Raw genomic sequence first — 14,602 nt, 5'->3', positions numbered from 1 at the left:
TCATTGAGCCGTAGATATGGTATAATAAATATAGCGTATCACGGCTCATTCCATGACGGAAAGGAGCTTTACACTATGTCTAATGTAAAACGAAAAGACGGTAAAAATCGCAATTTGCGTAATGGAGAGAGCCAGCGAAAAGACGGAAGATACGTTTATAAATATACCGATATATACGGAAAGCCACAATTTGTCTATTCTTGGAAACTTGTACCGACAGACAAGACACCTGCTGGAAAGCGTGATGATATATCGTTGAGGGAAAAAGAAGCACAGATAAAAAAAGACCTTAACGACGGTATCGACACAGTCGGCGGTAAAATGACAGTCTGCCAGCTCTACGACAAGAAGAACAGCCAAAGAAAGAACATCAAAAGGGCTACTGAAAAAGGACGACAGTATCTTATGAACGCTCTGAAAAACGACCCGTTGGGTATGAGGGCGATTGATACTGTGAAGCAATCGGACGCTAAAGAATGGGCTATCAGAATGAGTGAAAAAGGATATGCCTATAAAACGATTGATAACTATAAGCGTTCCTTGAAAGCGTCATTTTACATGGCGATACAAGACGACTGTATCAGAAAGAACCCGTTTGAATTTAAGCTAAGTGATGTTCTGGAAGATGATACGGAGCAGAAAGTTATCCTTACACCAGAGCAGGAAGAACGCCTGCTTGCCTTTATGGAAAAGGACAAGATTTACAGCAAGTATTATGATGAGGTTGTGCTTCTGCTGGAAACGGGACTTCGTATTTCTGAATTTTGCGGACTGACGACGCATATTGATATGCAGAACAGAATACTCAATATAGACCACCAGCTATTGAAAGATAGCGAAATAGGCTACTATATTGAAACACCAAAGACCAAAAACGGAAAACGGGAACTTCCATTGACAGAACGGGCTTATCAAGCAATCCAAAGAATACTAAAGAGCAGAGGAAAAGCACAACCGCTGATTGTAGGTGGTTACAGCAATTTCCTATTCTTAAACCGTGAGGGCTTGCCTAAAGTTGCAGGAAACTATGAGGGTATGGTGCGAGGATTGATTAAGAAATATAACAAGTATCACACGGATAAGTTACCGAACATCACACCACATTCATTCAGGCATACTTATTGTACGAATATGGCAAATAGAGGAATGAACCCAAACACCCTGCAATATCTCATGGGACACGCTAACATAACCATGACACTTGGCTATTACGCACACGGTACATTTCAATCTGCAAAAGCGGAACTGGAAAGACTGGCTTGTTAATATCGGAGCTTATATTTACTACTCATTTACTACTTTTGGTTGCATTTTCATGCTGGTAAATGCCAGCTTATGCAAGGTATCTTCCAAAAAGAAAATACCGATAAAGCCCTAAAATACGGGATATATCGGCATTTACCAACTTATGAAAAGATAATCAGAAATTTAGTAAGTTTTTCATTAGAAAAGTTGTCCATTGGAATGACAATATGTTTGGCGCTTCTCGGCTCAGTACAGGCAATTATTGTTTCACTTATGATTATCACATTATCAAGCAATAAATTAGAGGGTATGGCAGTTACAAAACTAGCTGCACTTACATTACTCGGAATACCAGCCCCCTTTTTTATTGACAGTTACTACCAGTTCGCGGTTGGCTTCCTTCCGTCATTTTGGGTAGCAAAAGCCATGCAGAATGAAGCGGTTCTTTATTTCTCCATAGGATTGGTGGTAGCTTTAGTCTGGTACTACTTCCTTGCAAAACATCTGTTTCGGAAGCTGGCAGGATAAGGAGGCATATTATGGAAAAAGGTAGACTTCTGCAAAACAAAAATGTAAATAAGGCTATTCAGGTTTCCAAAATTACACTAATCATCAACATGGGTTTATCGCTACTTAAATTTACTGCCGGATATATAGGGAAGTCAAGTGCTATGCTGTCGGACTCTGTACACTCGGCTTCTGATGTATTAAGCACAATCGTTGTGATGGTTGGAATTAAAATATCAGAAAAACAGCCTGATAAAGAACATCCTTATGGGCATGAACGTATGGAATGTGTGGCTTCCATTATTCTCTCTGTTGCCTTGGCTATAACGGGTGCTGGAATAGGATATTCAGGGATCAAGAAAATCTTTTCAGGACAGTACAATACGCTTTCTATCCCTAGTGGAATCGCACTTACGGCGGCAGTCTTATCCATTGTTATAAAAGAGTGGATGTACTGGTTTACAAGAAATGCTGCAAAGCATACAAATTCTGATGCGCTTATGGCTGACGCATGGCACCACCGCTCTGATGCACTCTCGTCAGTTGGTTCCTTAATTGGCATTTTAGGGGCGCGTTTAGGCTATGCTATTCTCGATCCTATTGCAAGCGTTGTGATTTGTGGTTGTATCTTAAAAGCTGCTTTGGACATTTTCAAAGAAAGCATTAACAAAATGGTAGACCATAGTTGTGACAATGCTACTGAAACAAAGATTAGGGAAGTTGTGCTTCAGCAGCAAGGGGTTGATGGTATTGATGAATTAAAAACCCGCATGTTTGGAACGAAAATGTATGTAGATATTGAAATATTAGCTGATGGTAATTTAGCTCTTTATGACGCTCATGGAATTGCTGAGGCAGTCCATCAAACGATTGAAAACAACTTTCCACAATGTAAACATTGTATGGTACATGTTAATGCGAATGAACTTCTCTATTCTACATAGGACAGGGAAGATGATTTAAGACTATTGAAAGGGAAAGGAGGGAAGTAGGTTATGGAACAATACTGGTGGATTATCATTGTTGTGGTTTTGATTGTCGTTGGTTTACTTAAACTTGTAATTATGAAGAAGTATAATCAAAAGAGAAATTCTAACAATCGTTCAAAAGATAGCGAGGACGACAAGATGTATTAAGGTTTATTGAAATCTGTTATGTTGTAGAATGATGTTTTAGATCCTAGAAAGTGCTTTAAGGGGGCTAACTTTATGGAAAACTTTAAGTACAATTCTATACAATCAAATACAATTTAATAAATCTTTACAAAAAATCGAATGCAATACAGCTTTAAAGGCTCGTACAAATCATATGTTTTGTGTGGGCTTTTTTAATTTAAGAGGTTGTAGATTGTCCTGCCGAATCGTGTAATGAAAATAAGGAGGCGAATGGACATGAAGAAAAAAAAGATTATTTGCATCATGCTGATTTTAATATTTACTAGCGGCATTGTGATAGGCGCCATTCAGTTATATAAGCAGTACCATGAGTATTCTGAAGGCGAGGACTCCTATACTGATTTGGAGGACTATGTGAAGCTGCCGGAGGAACCGGAGGCGCCTTCGTCATCCCCAGTGGATGATGAAACTGAGTCTGGGGGACGGGAGTGGCCGGCTGTAGATTTTGCTTCCCTGCAGGAAATCAATCCGGATATTGTAGGATGGATTTATATTGAAGGGACAGAAATCAATTATCCGGTTGTGCAAGGTAACGATAACCAGTATTACTTGAAGCATTTGTTCAGCGGTGAGTGGAACGGATCTGGCTGCATCTTTCTGGACAGCAGAAACAGAGTGGATTTCTTAGACCGGCACAGCATCATTTATGGACATCATATGAAAAATGGCAGCATGTTTTCCGGGCTTACGGAATATAAGAAGCAGGAGTTTTATGATTCACATTCTGTGGCTTTGCTGCTGACACCGGATAAAAATTATGAGATAGAATTTTTTGCCGGATATGTGGCCAGTGTCCAGGATAAAGCCTGGGAATTGGCTTTCCCCTCAGACCCGGATTTTACAGAGTGGCTGGATAAGACAAAAGAACGCTCGTGCTTCACCAGCGGAATTACTCCGGCAGTCACAGACCGGATTCTGACGTTATCTACCTGCAGCTACGAGTTTAACAATGCCAGGTTTGTATTGCTTGGCGTATTAAAGCCGGAAGAGTAACGGATTCAGAAGAAAATAGAATAATGGATTGAATTGAGGGGATGCTATTACGAAAAAAGGTGCGTTTCCCCGATAATTCGTAATGAAAACTCTCTGCTCCTATATCAAGTGCAGATTACGTTTCATTTCCATAGTGATCTAACCTTACGATTTTTATAGAAGTGGATTTGAATAATTGCGGCAATTTTAGCAGCGATGGGCTTACAGGTGGAAAGATGATTCTCAACGACTTGTAAAAGAACGATGGTAAAACGATTTCCAAAGCCTCTCTGCTGACCTAAAATGCTTAAAAGCGCAAAAATATCCAGTAGCATCAAATTGTCACCACCACAAACATGTCCGTTTTTACAAGGGGATAGTAGTAGCGTTTCAAATTGATTACTGTCATGGGCTGACCTCCTAAAATGGCGAGAGGGAAAAGCAGCTTGCTACTGCCTGTCCCTCTCGGTGATGGAGATTGTTCCCCTCACTTGGTTAGCCTGAAAATCGCGTTTCGTGGGGTCTGTTTTTGAAAAAATCCTGAAACTTTTTTCTGGCCGCCTCCACGGAATCCCTCACGGTGTACTTGGAGCAGCCGTCCAGCCGGGCGATCTGCTCATAGCTCAATCCGTCCAGCGCGTAGAGCAGGAACCGGCGGCGCTGTGTGGCGGTGCAGCTCTCCAACATGGAAAGCAGTTCGTCCAGCGTTTCCCTCCGGCAAACGTATTGCTCTGGCGTTTCTTGGTAGGTGCGGCCCTCGGCGGCGACTATGTACTCGTCAAACTCCCTTATGTCCCAATGCCGCCGCTGCTCATGGGATAGGTTTTCCTCCTTGTGGTCGGCCCGGTCAAGGAACTCATAGACCTCGACGCTGACTTCCACGGACAGGGCTTGTCCGTTTATTTTGATGATGACTTCCATCTGCCTTTCCTCCGTTTCAATTGGGGTTGGTGCGAATCGAAACGGGGGGAGCGGAGAGCGGCAACAGTGCCGAACATCGGGCCAACTTGACCCGAATTTTACCGTCTGAAAAAGAGAGATTTCCGGCCCTCCTGCGCCGAATTTTTTTATTTTCTTGTAAACTGGAGGCCCGGTAAAAACAAAGGCTCTGAATTTCTGCAAATATCCCCGGCACTCGTCTGCAATCGCAGACGAACCGCAACGGAATAGCTCATGTATTGTCGCATAAAAAAAGGGCGCAAGTGATTGGCTTTTCACTTGCGCCGTGGTGGACGTTTTCGCTATTTTATTGTGGCTTGTCGCCCATGTAAAAGGCGCGTCAAAAGGGATATTTGCTCATTGCGGCCCTCCACTGGCCGCATAAAAAAGAGGCCTTGATTATTTCAAAGCCGCCGAAACTAATAAGGTGCGTGGAAATATAGTTGCTACACGACGGCTTTTTTTCTTTGCCGTCGTGCGGCAACTATTGAAGTTATTTTACATCTTTTATTAATTCTTCTACCGATATACCATATAGCTTTGCTAATGCAAACAAGTTTGAAGTACTTGGGTCGGATGTTCCATTTTCCCATTTTGATACTGCTTGTCTGCTGACCCCTATTGTTTCTGCCACAAACTCTTGTGTCATTTGACAACGGGTTCGGTGCGCTTTTAATGTTTCTCCGAGAGATTGACTCACGGCAGCTTTCTCTTTACGAACATTACTCGATTTCAGATATTTCAGGAAAGCACGAACAATGAGAACAAACAAAGTAACAAACACGCCGATAAAGATTACACCAACCAAAATAGACGTTATAGAAGATTTCATATGGGTACGCCTCCTTTCTTCTTTGTTATGGCTTTATTTTATCAAAATTGTCGTGTTGCAGCTACCAACTATTACGCAATTATAGGTTGCATTCGTGTTGCGGCACATTTTTACTCAAATAACAGCGCTTCGGGCTGATAGAATGCCTTTTTGTGGTTCTTTCCTCTGTAGGCTGCTAGTGAGGGCATACACACCATTGGCCATGTCCTCGGCTCGTAAAGCTGCTTTCTTGGCCTCCATCTGCCGCCGCTTCTCGGTCTTTATCCTGTCCTCATACTCGCGTTGTTTTCCATTAGCTTTGCGGCGTAGATAGTTCTGGTGCAGTCTGTTCTTGCGTTCCTCTTTCTTCCGTAGGGCCTCCTGTTCCTCCAGGGTGAGGTTTACTTCTCCGAAGTGGGGAGGCACATATCGGCCCACAAAGTTAAAATAGATTTCAACCTCCTGCGTGGTTTCAATGCTGCCCTTGCGGGCGCGTTCATGCACAAGGATTTTCTCGACAAACTCGTTTAATGGCTTAATCGCTCGTACAATGGGGTGATTTTCTCGTTTCTCATATTCGCGTCATCCTTGCATGAAAAATGCTCTAAGTGTTTTCAGTAACCATGAGAAAAACCATGATTAAGAAGTCACTTAGAGCATATATCACCACTTGAAAATCTGAAATAGATATGTTATACTATCTACATCAGTATCAGTAATTGCTTTCGAGCGATTAGAGTTTTTCCGGTTGCACAGTGTCTGAGAGTATATACTTTCAGGCACTTTTTTTGTTTCTTCTGCTTCTTTTCCAAGAAGCACAGAATGGGGAGTCCGGAGGCACAAGCCCTCCGCCCATCTGCTACAATTTCATATCAGGCCCTCGGGCAATAAAGGCACTCAGAGAATTTCAGTTCTTTGGGTGCTTTTTTTATATAGATCGGAGCTTTTACGGCTCCCCTAATCTTTGTTCCGGGGAGCCTTTCGGCATACCCGTGTATATAGATAAAACCACGCAGGAATGCAGAAAGGAAATGCCTATGATTCTTTATTTGGATGCCAGAACTACCGTCAAGGATCTGATGATTGACTATATTGAGGTGGAATTGGCAAACAGAGAAACCGCATCCCTTAATTGGGATGAAAGTGATATTGGGCGGGCTGACGACGGTTTCAGTGCCCGATACAAAGGGGTGTATTTTGGAGAGGTCTATGCCAATGGCAGACTGGAGCAGCTGCAGGATATGAAAATAACCGATATCGGTTTGTATTCTGAAAGCGATACTCCTCCCAATATCTGTATCACTTCGATGGAATTTGAAGACGATGGCAGACGATTGGCGTTTGAAGCTCCGATTTTACATGGAAACATTGTTTGTCAGAACGAAAGTGGTGAGGTGATCGCATGTTGAAAAGCGGAAAATATATCGCCGAACACGATAACGGAATATTTGACCGATACCGGATTGTTATGTCAGTAAAGGAAACGGAGAAGTCATATATTTTTGAATTGCTTGAGTATGTAAGCCGGTATAGTCCGGCACAGATGGACATGCTGTTCGACAAGAGTAAGCGGGTCCTGATTTCAAAATTCAAGGGCGGCCATGCAATGCGTATATGGAGTGACCATGACTTTACACTTTATCCATATCAAGCCGGGATTCCGTTTCATTTTGAACGGGTCAGTGAAGGCGGCAGTGCGGAAGGAAGTGGCGTCTATGGGTAAGAAAAAAACGTACAGAGGCGAGCTGGTTGATGAAATCAGGGGTCTGGGGCAGTCACAAGGGCTGAATCATGTCTTCACTACTTTTTTGGAGATTTCAGCAACCTGTATCTCTGCAGAGATAGATCCGTCAAACGCAGAAGAACGCGAGAAGCGGTATGAGGAAATGACATCTGCTATGGATCCTAAAACCCTCAACTGCTATGCACATATGCTCGCTCTGCTGGCTCTTGCTATTCATGAGCATGAGGAGGATCCCTGCGATATTCTTGGCAGTATCTATCATGAGCTTCGCTTAAATAACGAGTGGAACGGACAGTATTTCACTCCCGATAATGTTTGCCGGATGATGGCGCAGCTTGTAAACCCAGTGGATGAGCGTCCTGAAGCGGAAGATCCCATCATGATCAACGAGCCTACTTGCGGTTCGGGTACGATGGTGATTGGTGCAGTATGGGCCATGAAGCAGAAAGATTTCGATTTTCGGCACAAGAGTTTTTTTGTTGCCCAGGATATTGACATCCGCTGTGTGTGGATGGCATATATCCAGCTCAGTCTGTATGGAATTCCTGCGGTGGTCATTCATGGCGACACCTTAGCAATGAAAGAATGGTCCCGATGGTACACTCCGTTGGCGTCTGTTCCTTTCATAAAAAGGGAATGCGCTGTCAATAGCACAGAGAAAGGGGCGGCGACAAGTGGATAGTACAAAAAAATCCTTGGACCATTTGACCTTTGCTGATCTGCGAGTCCATTACGGAACCGGACGTGCTTTCCTGATCAGACAGGAGTATAGAAGGAATGTTTACGGCTACCGAAAAGGCGTTAAGACAGATCTGGGAGACCTAGAGGAAAAAGATTGGATACAGCTGGCCACGGGTCTGATTCTGAAAAGCGGAGAGCAGCAGCTGCAGAAAAATCTGCTGGAGTGGGAGCAGGAGCATAATTATTGCAAGAGTTCCCCAAAAGAGATGGAGATGACTGCACTGGAACTTCATATGGCCAGAATTTTTGATGATCCGCTCTGGGTGGCCTATATCCCGTTCAACCGGAAGTATCGGCCGGAGGTTCTGGAATCTGCCAGACTGGTATGGGTTCAAACAGAATGCTGTGGGATACCCGGGCAAATTACACAGGAGCAGCTGGAACAGTCTGCCGGAAATGCTTTAGGGATTACATGCCCGATATGCGGCCGGTGTTCCCAGTTTCAGGTCTGCACGCCCAAGGAGGTGAGCGGAAATGGATAAGCTGTTTATCATTGTAAAGGGAGGCAGGGTAGAAGAAATCTACAGCACAAAAACAGAAACTGAGTTGTATGCGGAAATTCTTGATTTTGACTCAAAGGAACGGACGGAAGAGATGGAAAAAGATCTTCAGTTTCGGTATGAGGCGATTCGGGAATTGATGTACAGAATTGACTGAAAGGAGAATGCACATGAGTGCGAAATATAAAACAAACCATGAGCGTATGCTTGAGCTGATCGAGCAGCTCACAAAGGCAGATATTGCCTATTATCGGGATGATAATCCCATTATGACAGACCGGGATTACGATATCCTGATGGACGAATTGAAAGATATTGAGAGTCGAACCGGGTTGGTTCTTTCCGGTTCCCCGACCCAAAAGGTGTCTGGAGAAATATTGGAAAGCCTGGCCGAGGTACGCCACAGTAAACCTATGCTTTCAGCGGATAAAACAAAATCTGTTGAGGATCTGGTGAAGTTTGCTGCCAAGCAGCCGGTGCTGATAAGCTGGAAAATGGACGGTCTGACACTGGTACTTCGTTATGAGCACGGAGAACTGGTTCAGGCTATCACCCGTGGGCGTGAAGGAATCATTGGAGAGGATGTAACGCATACCGTGCGTAATTTTCTTAATGTGCCTCTTGCCATACCCACTAAGGATTCGTTTGAAGTTCGTGGCGAAGGTGTCATCTCATGGGCAAACTTTGAGAAAATCAATTCCGGTCTGGAGGAGCCCTATACTCACCCGAGAAATCTCGCATCCGGCAGCACGCGTAAGCTTGACGCCGGCGAAGCTAAAAAGCGATTGCTTGAGTTTTGGGCATTTGAGCTTGTGAGCGATTATCTGGAGCCGGAGAGTAAGCTTGCTCAGCAGCAGTTTTTGGTACATAACGGTTTTTCTGTTGTGCCCTACATCTATCTGGATGCGGTTCACGATGAAACAATGGTGCGTGATGCAATTTCTGCTATGGATCCGAAGAAGTTCCCTTACCCGGTAGACGGAATTATCATGGAATATGATGATGTTGTCTATGGAAAAGGTCTGGGAGCCACAGGGCATCATGAAAACCGTTTGATTGCATTGAAGTGGGAAGATGAACTGTATGAAACCACATTCATTGGTCTGGATGTGGCAGTCACTCGCACTGGGATGGTCAGTCTGACAGGCATCTTTGAGCCGGTGTCTATTGACGGTACTCAAGTCAGCCGGGCGTATCTGCATAACTACGAGAATTATTTGGACCTTGCCTTAGGGCGTGGTGATAAAATCCGCGTGTATAAGGCGAACATGATCATTCCGCAGATTGCAGAGAACCTCAATAAGACCGGAACCTGCTGTGTTCCGCTCAATTGTCCCTGCTGTGGCAAGATGCTGAATTTCCGGAAAAGCAGCGGCGGTATTCGCCAGCTGTTCTGTGAAAATCCGCATTGTTCTGCCAAACTGGTGCGAAAATTTGTCCACTTTTGTGAGAAAACGAGGATGAATATCGAGGGCCTGTCGGAAAAAACTCTGGAGCAGTTTGTAAGTCATGGCTGGATTCGGACGTTTGCAGATCTTTATGCGCTGGATCAACACCGTGATGAGATTATCCAGACGGAAGGCTTTGGGGAGAAATCCTTTGAACGTCTACAGGCATCCATTGAGAAAAGCCGCCACTGCACGCTGGCGAAGTTCATTGCCGGTCTGGGGATCCCCATGGTCGGCAGACATGCCGGGCGTGATTTGGACAGTTATTTCTATGGATCGTGGGAAGCGTTTGAACAGGCGATTCAGGATGGCTTCGACTTCACACAGCTTCCTGATTTCGGCGAGACGATGCACAACAACATTTATACATGGTATGCGGATACAGAGGAAGAAAAACTCTGGCGCCCGCTGCTTGAAAAAATTGAATTTGAAAAGGAGAATTTTGATATGAATACAAATACAGCAAATCTCTTCTATGGCAAGACCGTAGTGGCAACCGGCAAACTGGAGAATTACACCCGTGACGGCATCCAGATGAAGCTGATACAGCTGGGGGCAAAACCGGCAAGTTCGGTAACGAAAAAGACCGATTATCTGATTGTTGGTGAAAAGGCCGGCAGTAAGCTTGCGAAAGCGCAGCAGCTCGGTATCAGAACACTGACGGAGGAAGAATTTGAAGCAATGCTGGCGTAAATTCGCCGGAATAACAGTGGCGGGGCAGATTTTCTGCTCCGCTTTTCGCTTTTTATAGAAAGGAAAAGAAGATGAATTCAAAATATCGCTGTCCTGCTTGCGGAGCAGAAAGCTTTGAGGTGACAGCTCATGTCACGCAGGACTGGAAGATTGACTGTAACGGAACCTTTCTGGAATCTCTAAATGAGTGCGTGGAGGTTACGCATTATCCTGATGAGAATGACATCTGGGATTGTGCCGATTGTGGTTTCAGCGCAGTGGGACGTGAGTTTAGAAATCAGCCTGAGGGACAGAAAGGGGCGACAACATGAGACGCAAGAAAATTGGCATTATGGATTTTCATGGCAGCGTGGATATCACGGATTCTTGTTACGACAGGGATACCTGGTGCCGGATGAACGATGTGAAGATCAAAGAGGGGCAGTATACCTGCATGGTCTGGTATCAAGCTGACAAAGGTGAGTGTGACGGAAAGCCATATTCATATAGACTGGTTGGAATCATCGGTATCTATCTTAACGGCGTAATCCCTACGCAAAAATCAATGAAGGAAATCGGCAGTATTGGCGTTGACGCGGGACTTGCCGGATTCTTCCATAACAAACCGGATTACAGCGATGAAGAGTGGAGTGCTTTTTGCGACAGAATCTCCCGTGGAGACGCCTGGCTTACAGAAGATGGCTTTTACAGCTCGTCTGGGTATGGTGATGGCGGCTATGGGATGTTCGCATATCAGCAGGACGATGAAATCGCTGCACTGGAAATTAGATTTATATAAAGGAGGCAATGGATATGAACCCACAAAAAAAGAATCTTGAAATCACTGGCAGGCTTATCTGTCCACTGTCTGTTGGAACTGCAGCTTTTATCGCAGAAAATGGTGGGATACGCAGGACAAGTAATGTTCTTCGGATGGTGAGGATTTCTCCTGATGAGATCCGTTTTGAGACCTGTAATACCAACTACCGCCTGCATCTTATCCGGCAGGAGGTGACGGCATGAGCAGTGAAATTTTTTATGACAAGGCATTCATCCTTGTCGGGGAGAAATATATCCCCGTTGTAAATCATGGCTCGTCAAACTGCTTTGACTTTGATAGTCGGGGCCGTGAGATCCCAGAAAAGCATTGGTCGGTTCTGAACTACCCTCATACAGGGAGGATGCTGTTTACTGCAGAAGAAATGCAGGAGATAGCAGCCGTCCATGAGGAAGCCAATAGGAATAACCGGGGCGGGACACGCAAAAGCCGAAATCGGTCTTTTGAAGAAGGCGAGTTTGGGCGCTGGATCCTGGCAGGGATGAAATCGGCACATACCGTGGAGGACTACAGAAAACACGGGAATACCGTGACAGTAGTTGATTATGAGCGTGACTATTGGCAAAGGCACTGTGTGTCTACGACAGAGGAATTGCTGGATAAGATCAAGGAGCTTTCAGGCCACAGCATTACAGTATCTTTCTGGGACGACCGCCATGTTACCCACCCGCCCATGCGGCGCAAGGGAACGCCCTTTGATTTCGGCACACTGCCGGAGTTTTATGTGCTGCGGGCAGCGCAGGGGTATTTTGTGAAGCGGAGCAGCCGAAAGATCTGGTTTGCAAGGTTTCAAAAGCCGAAATCACAGATGATTCGGAAGTTCAAGACCGAAAAGGCGGCACAGGACTATTTGGACAGCAATCAAAATTTCTTTTCAGGATACGCATTTGAAATCGAATGCGTACAGAACGGAGGTGTCACAGCATGAGAGAGTCAAGGCCAGACCGCTTCCGCCGTGTGGCAGAAGCCCGGGTCAACAAGATTATCAAAATGGTAAGACTGCTTGGAAATTGTTCCAATCCTGCCGTATATGCTTTTACGCAAGAGCAGGTACAGCAGATTTTTGCTACATTGCGGGATGAACTGGACAGAGCACAGAAGCGATATACCCGGTCTTACAAGAAAAGGTTTTCGCTGTCGGACGAACAGTATGCTTCCCTGCCGAAATATCCGACCATCGTACTGCCTCTGCCGGATGGAAGCAGTCTTAGGGCAGTTGCAATCGACGATGAGAATTTTCCTGCAATCAATGTTTACTGGGATACAGAAAAGCCGGAGATTGATGGGCCAATCTGTTTTGCAGAATACAACCCTGAGCGCGGCCCCTGCCACGAGGTCTGCATTGGAGCTTACCAGTCTGACAAGGAAGACACAGTTTATTACAAGCCATATATGGCAGAAAGGGAATCAAATGAGTAATTACATATACTGCCGCACACTCAAATTGGACTGGAAAGAAGTGTCCAGACTGATCGCAGAATGTGCAGGCAAAATTTTAGACAGAACCATTCATGGCACAGCGGGTTATGAGGATGATCATTACTGGGGCTTTCAGGCGACCACTGGTCGTTTTACCATTGCCGAAATAGACAAGCTTATCCGGTTTGTTAATGGGGATGAGGAGATGCAGCAAGAAGCAATTCCTCAGGATTCAGACAAATCAGCCGCAATCGGAGAGCGTTTGTCCCGTGCTCTGTTGGAAAAAGCTTTAAGACTGTCATGGTGCCATGAGAGTACCACGGAATTGGCTCTTTGGCTGGTCAACGTCCGGGAAAAACGGCCGGCAGTCTATAAACGGATTGTTGAGATCAGCCCGCATGATATTTGCTTGGATAATCTTAGGAGCAAAAGTGAATTGATTGCTTATCTCCACGAAAACGGTCCAACGCATTCCACGCTGATGGATTTCTGCGCGGATTACAGGGAGCGGTATCACAACGAACTCTGCTGGAACTATCCAATCTCTGATGGGCTGCATCTTGGCACGTTTTTCGTTCTCGTAAAGGAAGGCGTTCTGGCTCTTCCTTATGACGATGCAGATAAGGTGGACTATGAGCTGCTTTGTCTGGACGATGCCAAAATGTGTGACAGAGAATCTATGGAGAATCTCATAACGGAGTGGGATAGCTTCGACCAGGATTTACGCTCCGCCATGCGGGGGATGATGGCATTTTACCGCAGAGAGGAGGAGCATCATGGATCAGAAAATTGACTGGCTCATCCATCTGGTGGCCAATGGCGCCTGTGATGAATGTGGTGAGGTAGAAACAGACTTTTTGCCCTATATGTGCAATGCCCACACCCACGGGCTGGAACGCTATGGGCACTTGGATTTCCAAATGGTACTTTTTTTGCCGACGGAAGAGATTGGACGAATCCTCAATACTTTGGGGCTAAGAGTTCAGTCTGGAGAACGCTTCCAGTCTGGAGATATGGTTTCCGGAATTTATGAAGACTGCGATGTGCGCTTGGATGAGTATGAGGAAACCGGGCGCAAGGTTTTGCGGGTCATCTTACCGGATGCGAACAATATCTTCCCAGGGGAAGGAGATTGTATACTCCCATACTGTCTGCAGCTCTTGAAGACAGATGAGCTCTGCGTAGAAAGGGGGATACCATCATGAAAATCACGTTGTATCAAATCATCCCGGAACCGGAAAACAGATACTTGATATTCAGCGATTTGAGAAGCATCCGGGCGGCAAGCGGCGGACATGTTCCGGCTGAGATTTACGAAGCAGTATTCAGCGGGGATCTGGACATCGCTGTGTCTCGGAATGCCAAAAACAAAATGGATCAAGAACTTGCCGAACTGGAAGCGGTATATGTACGTTTTAACGTATCGCATCCGGAAGGCTTCCGTGGACGGTCTATGACCATGTCGGATGTAGTCGAGGTCATCCGTTCTGAAAAGGAAAGCAGGTTTTACTTCTGCGACCGGTTCGGGTTTGAGGAGATTGCGTTTGAAAAGGAAAAAGCTGATTTGGGGCGCCTGTAGGGCGCAGAAAGG

At 45.3% G+C, this 14,602-nt stretch carries 19 protein-coding genes and 2 pseudogenes; 18 read left to right on the top strand and 3 right to left on the bottom strand.

Annotated elements, in window-relative coordinates:
• The first annotated feature begins 75 nt into the window (after positions 1-75).
• From LC508_RS17700 to srtB, 4 genes and pseudogenes are all read left to right on the top strand, one after another.
• Positions 76-1,266, top strand: coding sequence for a site-specific integrase (locus tag LC508_RS17700; RefSeq protein ID WP_009271880.1), 1,191 nt, complete (start codon positions 76-78; stop codon positions 1,264-1,266).
• Positions 1,267-1,437: 171 nt separating this feature from the next.
• A pseudogene (locus tag LC508_RS17695) lies at positions 1,438-1,773 on the top strand (ABC transporter permease); the annotation flags it as partial.
• Between the two features lie 11 nt (positions 1,774-1,784).
• On the top strand, positions 1,785-2,696 hold the full coding sequence (locus LC508_RS17690) for a cation diffusion facilitator family transporter (protein ID WP_103732233.1): 912 nt from the start codon (positions 1,785-1,787) through the stop codon (positions 2,694-2,696).
• A gap of 447 nt (positions 2,697-3,143) precedes the next feature.
• Positions 3,144-3,920, top strand: coding sequence for a class B sortase (gene srtB, locus LC508_RS17685; RefSeq protein ID WP_054351717.1), 777 nt, complete (start codon positions 3,144-3,146; stop codon positions 3,918-3,920).
• Between the two features lie 474 nt (positions 3,921-4,394).
• Here srtB and LC508_RS17680 read toward each other — a convergent pair whose 3' ends face one another.
• The 3 genes and pseudogenes from LC508_RS17680 to LC508_RS17670 all read right to left on the bottom strand — a co-directional run.
• On the bottom strand, positions 4,395-4,820 hold the full coding sequence (locus LC508_RS17680; protein ID WP_103731533.1) for an RNA polymerase sigma factor: 426 nt from the start codon (positions 4,818-4,820) through the stop codon (positions 4,395-4,397).
• Between the two features lie 511 nt (positions 4,821-5,331).
• Complete coding sequence (locus LC508_RS17675; protein WP_103731532.1) at positions 5,332-5,670, bottom strand: helix-turn-helix transcriptional regulator; 339 nt, start codon at positions 5,668-5,670, stop codon at positions 5,332-5,334.
• Between the two features lie 114 nt (positions 5,671-5,784).
• Positions 5,785-6,189 (bottom strand): annotated as a pseudogene (locus LC508_RS17670) (DUF4368 domain-containing protein); the annotation flags it as partial.
• 452 nt (positions 6,190-6,641) lie between these two features.
• On the opposite strand from LC508_RS17670, the gene LC508_RS17665 reads away from it, so the two are divergent.
• From LC508_RS17665 to LC508_RS17600, 14 genes are all read left to right on the top strand, one after another.
• Positions 6,642-7,058 carry a hypothetical protein gene (locus LC508_RS17665; protein ID WP_054351718.1) on the top strand — a complete coding sequence of 139 codons (417 nt, stop codon included), beginning with the start codon at positions 6,642-6,644 and terminating at the stop codon, positions 7,056-7,058.
• A complete protein-coding gene (locus LC508_RS17660; RefSeq protein WP_016295785.1) occupies positions 7,052-7,372 on the top strand; it encodes a hypothetical protein in 321 nt (106 codons plus the stop codon). Before LC508_RS17665 ends, LC508_RS17660 begins: the two co-directional genes overlap by 7 nt.
• The gene (locus tag LC508_RS17655) at positions 7,365-8,075 is read left to right on the top strand and encodes an N-6 DNA methylase (protein WP_158587321.1); all 711 of its coding nucleotides are present in this window, start codon (positions 7,365-7,367) and stop codon (positions 8,073-8,075) included. The genes LC508_RS17660 and LC508_RS17655 overlap by 8 nt, the downstream gene beginning before the upstream one ends.
• The gene (locus LC508_RS17650; protein ID WP_103731528.1) at positions 8,068-8,616 is read left to right on the top strand and encodes a hypothetical protein; all 549 of its coding nucleotides are present in this window, start codon (positions 8,068-8,070) and stop codon (positions 8,614-8,616) included. Before LC508_RS17655 ends, LC508_RS17650 begins: the two co-directional genes overlap by 8 nt.
• The gene (locus LC508_RS17645) at positions 8,609-8,791 is read left to right on the top strand and encodes a hypothetical protein (protein ID WP_054351722.1); all 183 of its coding nucleotides are present in this window, start codon (positions 8,609-8,611) and stop codon (positions 8,789-8,791) included. Before LC508_RS17650 ends, LC508_RS17645 begins: the two co-directional genes overlap by 8 nt.
• Positions 8,792-8,804: 13 nt before the next feature.
• On the top strand, positions 8,805-10,775 hold the full coding sequence (gene ligA / locus LC508_RS17640) for an NAD-dependent DNA ligase LigA (protein WP_225305204.1): 1,971 nt from the start codon (positions 8,805-8,807) through the stop codon (positions 10,773-10,775).
• Between the two features lie 71 nt (positions 10,776-10,846).
• Positions 10,847-11,086 (top strand): DUF2225 domain-containing protein, encoded by a 240-nt coding sequence (locus LC508_RS17635; RefSeq protein ID WP_054351723.1) that lies wholly within the window; start codon positions 10,847-10,849, stop codon positions 11,084-11,086.
• On the top strand, positions 11,083-11,553 hold the full coding sequence (locus LC508_RS17630) for a hypothetical protein (protein WP_103731526.1): 471 nt from the start codon (positions 11,083-11,085) through the stop codon (positions 11,551-11,553). The genes LC508_RS17635 and LC508_RS17630 overlap by 4 nt, the downstream gene beginning before the upstream one ends.
• Positions 11,554-11,567: 14 nt before the next feature.
• Positions 11,568-11,777 (top strand): hypothetical protein, encoded by a 210-nt coding sequence (locus tag LC508_RS17625; RefSeq protein ID WP_054351725.1) that lies wholly within the window; start codon positions 11,568-11,570, stop codon positions 11,775-11,777.
• Positions 11,774-12,520 carry a hypothetical protein gene (locus tag LC508_RS17620; protein ID WP_054351726.1) on the top strand — a complete coding sequence of 249 codons (747 nt, stop codon included), beginning with the start codon at positions 11,774-11,776 and terminating at the stop codon, positions 12,518-12,520. The genes LC508_RS17625 and LC508_RS17620 overlap by 4 nt, the downstream gene beginning before the upstream one ends.
• Entirely contained in the window at positions 12,517-13,011 is a 495-nt protein-coding gene (locus LC508_RS17615; protein ID WP_023042578.1) for a hypothetical protein, read from the top strand. The genes LC508_RS17620 and LC508_RS17615 overlap by 4 nt, the downstream gene beginning before the upstream one ends.
• On the top strand, positions 13,004-13,804 hold the full coding sequence (locus tag LC508_RS17610; protein ID WP_103731525.1) for a hypothetical protein: 801 nt from the start codon (positions 13,004-13,006) through the stop codon (positions 13,802-13,804). The genes LC508_RS17615 and LC508_RS17610 overlap by 8 nt, the downstream gene beginning before the upstream one ends.
• Positions 13,788-14,216 (top strand): DUF4262 domain-containing protein, encoded by a 429-nt coding sequence (locus LC508_RS17605; protein ID WP_103731524.1) that lies wholly within the window; start codon positions 13,788-13,790, stop codon positions 14,214-14,216. The genes LC508_RS17610 and LC508_RS17605 overlap by 17 nt, the downstream gene beginning before the upstream one ends.
• Positions 14,213-14,590, top strand: coding sequence for a YodL domain-containing protein (locus tag LC508_RS17600; RefSeq protein WP_103731523.1), 378 nt, complete (start codon positions 14,213-14,215; stop codon positions 14,588-14,590). Before LC508_RS17605 ends, LC508_RS17600 begins: the two co-directional genes overlap by 4 nt.
• Positions 14,591-14,602 lie beyond the last annotated feature (12 nt).

This window comes from Blautia parvula (assembly GCF_020215665.1).
GTDB lineage: Bacteria > Bacillota > Clostridia > Lachnospirales > Lachnospiraceae > Blautia > Blautia celeris.
This window is presented reverse-complemented; position numbering and strand designations above follow the sequence as displayed.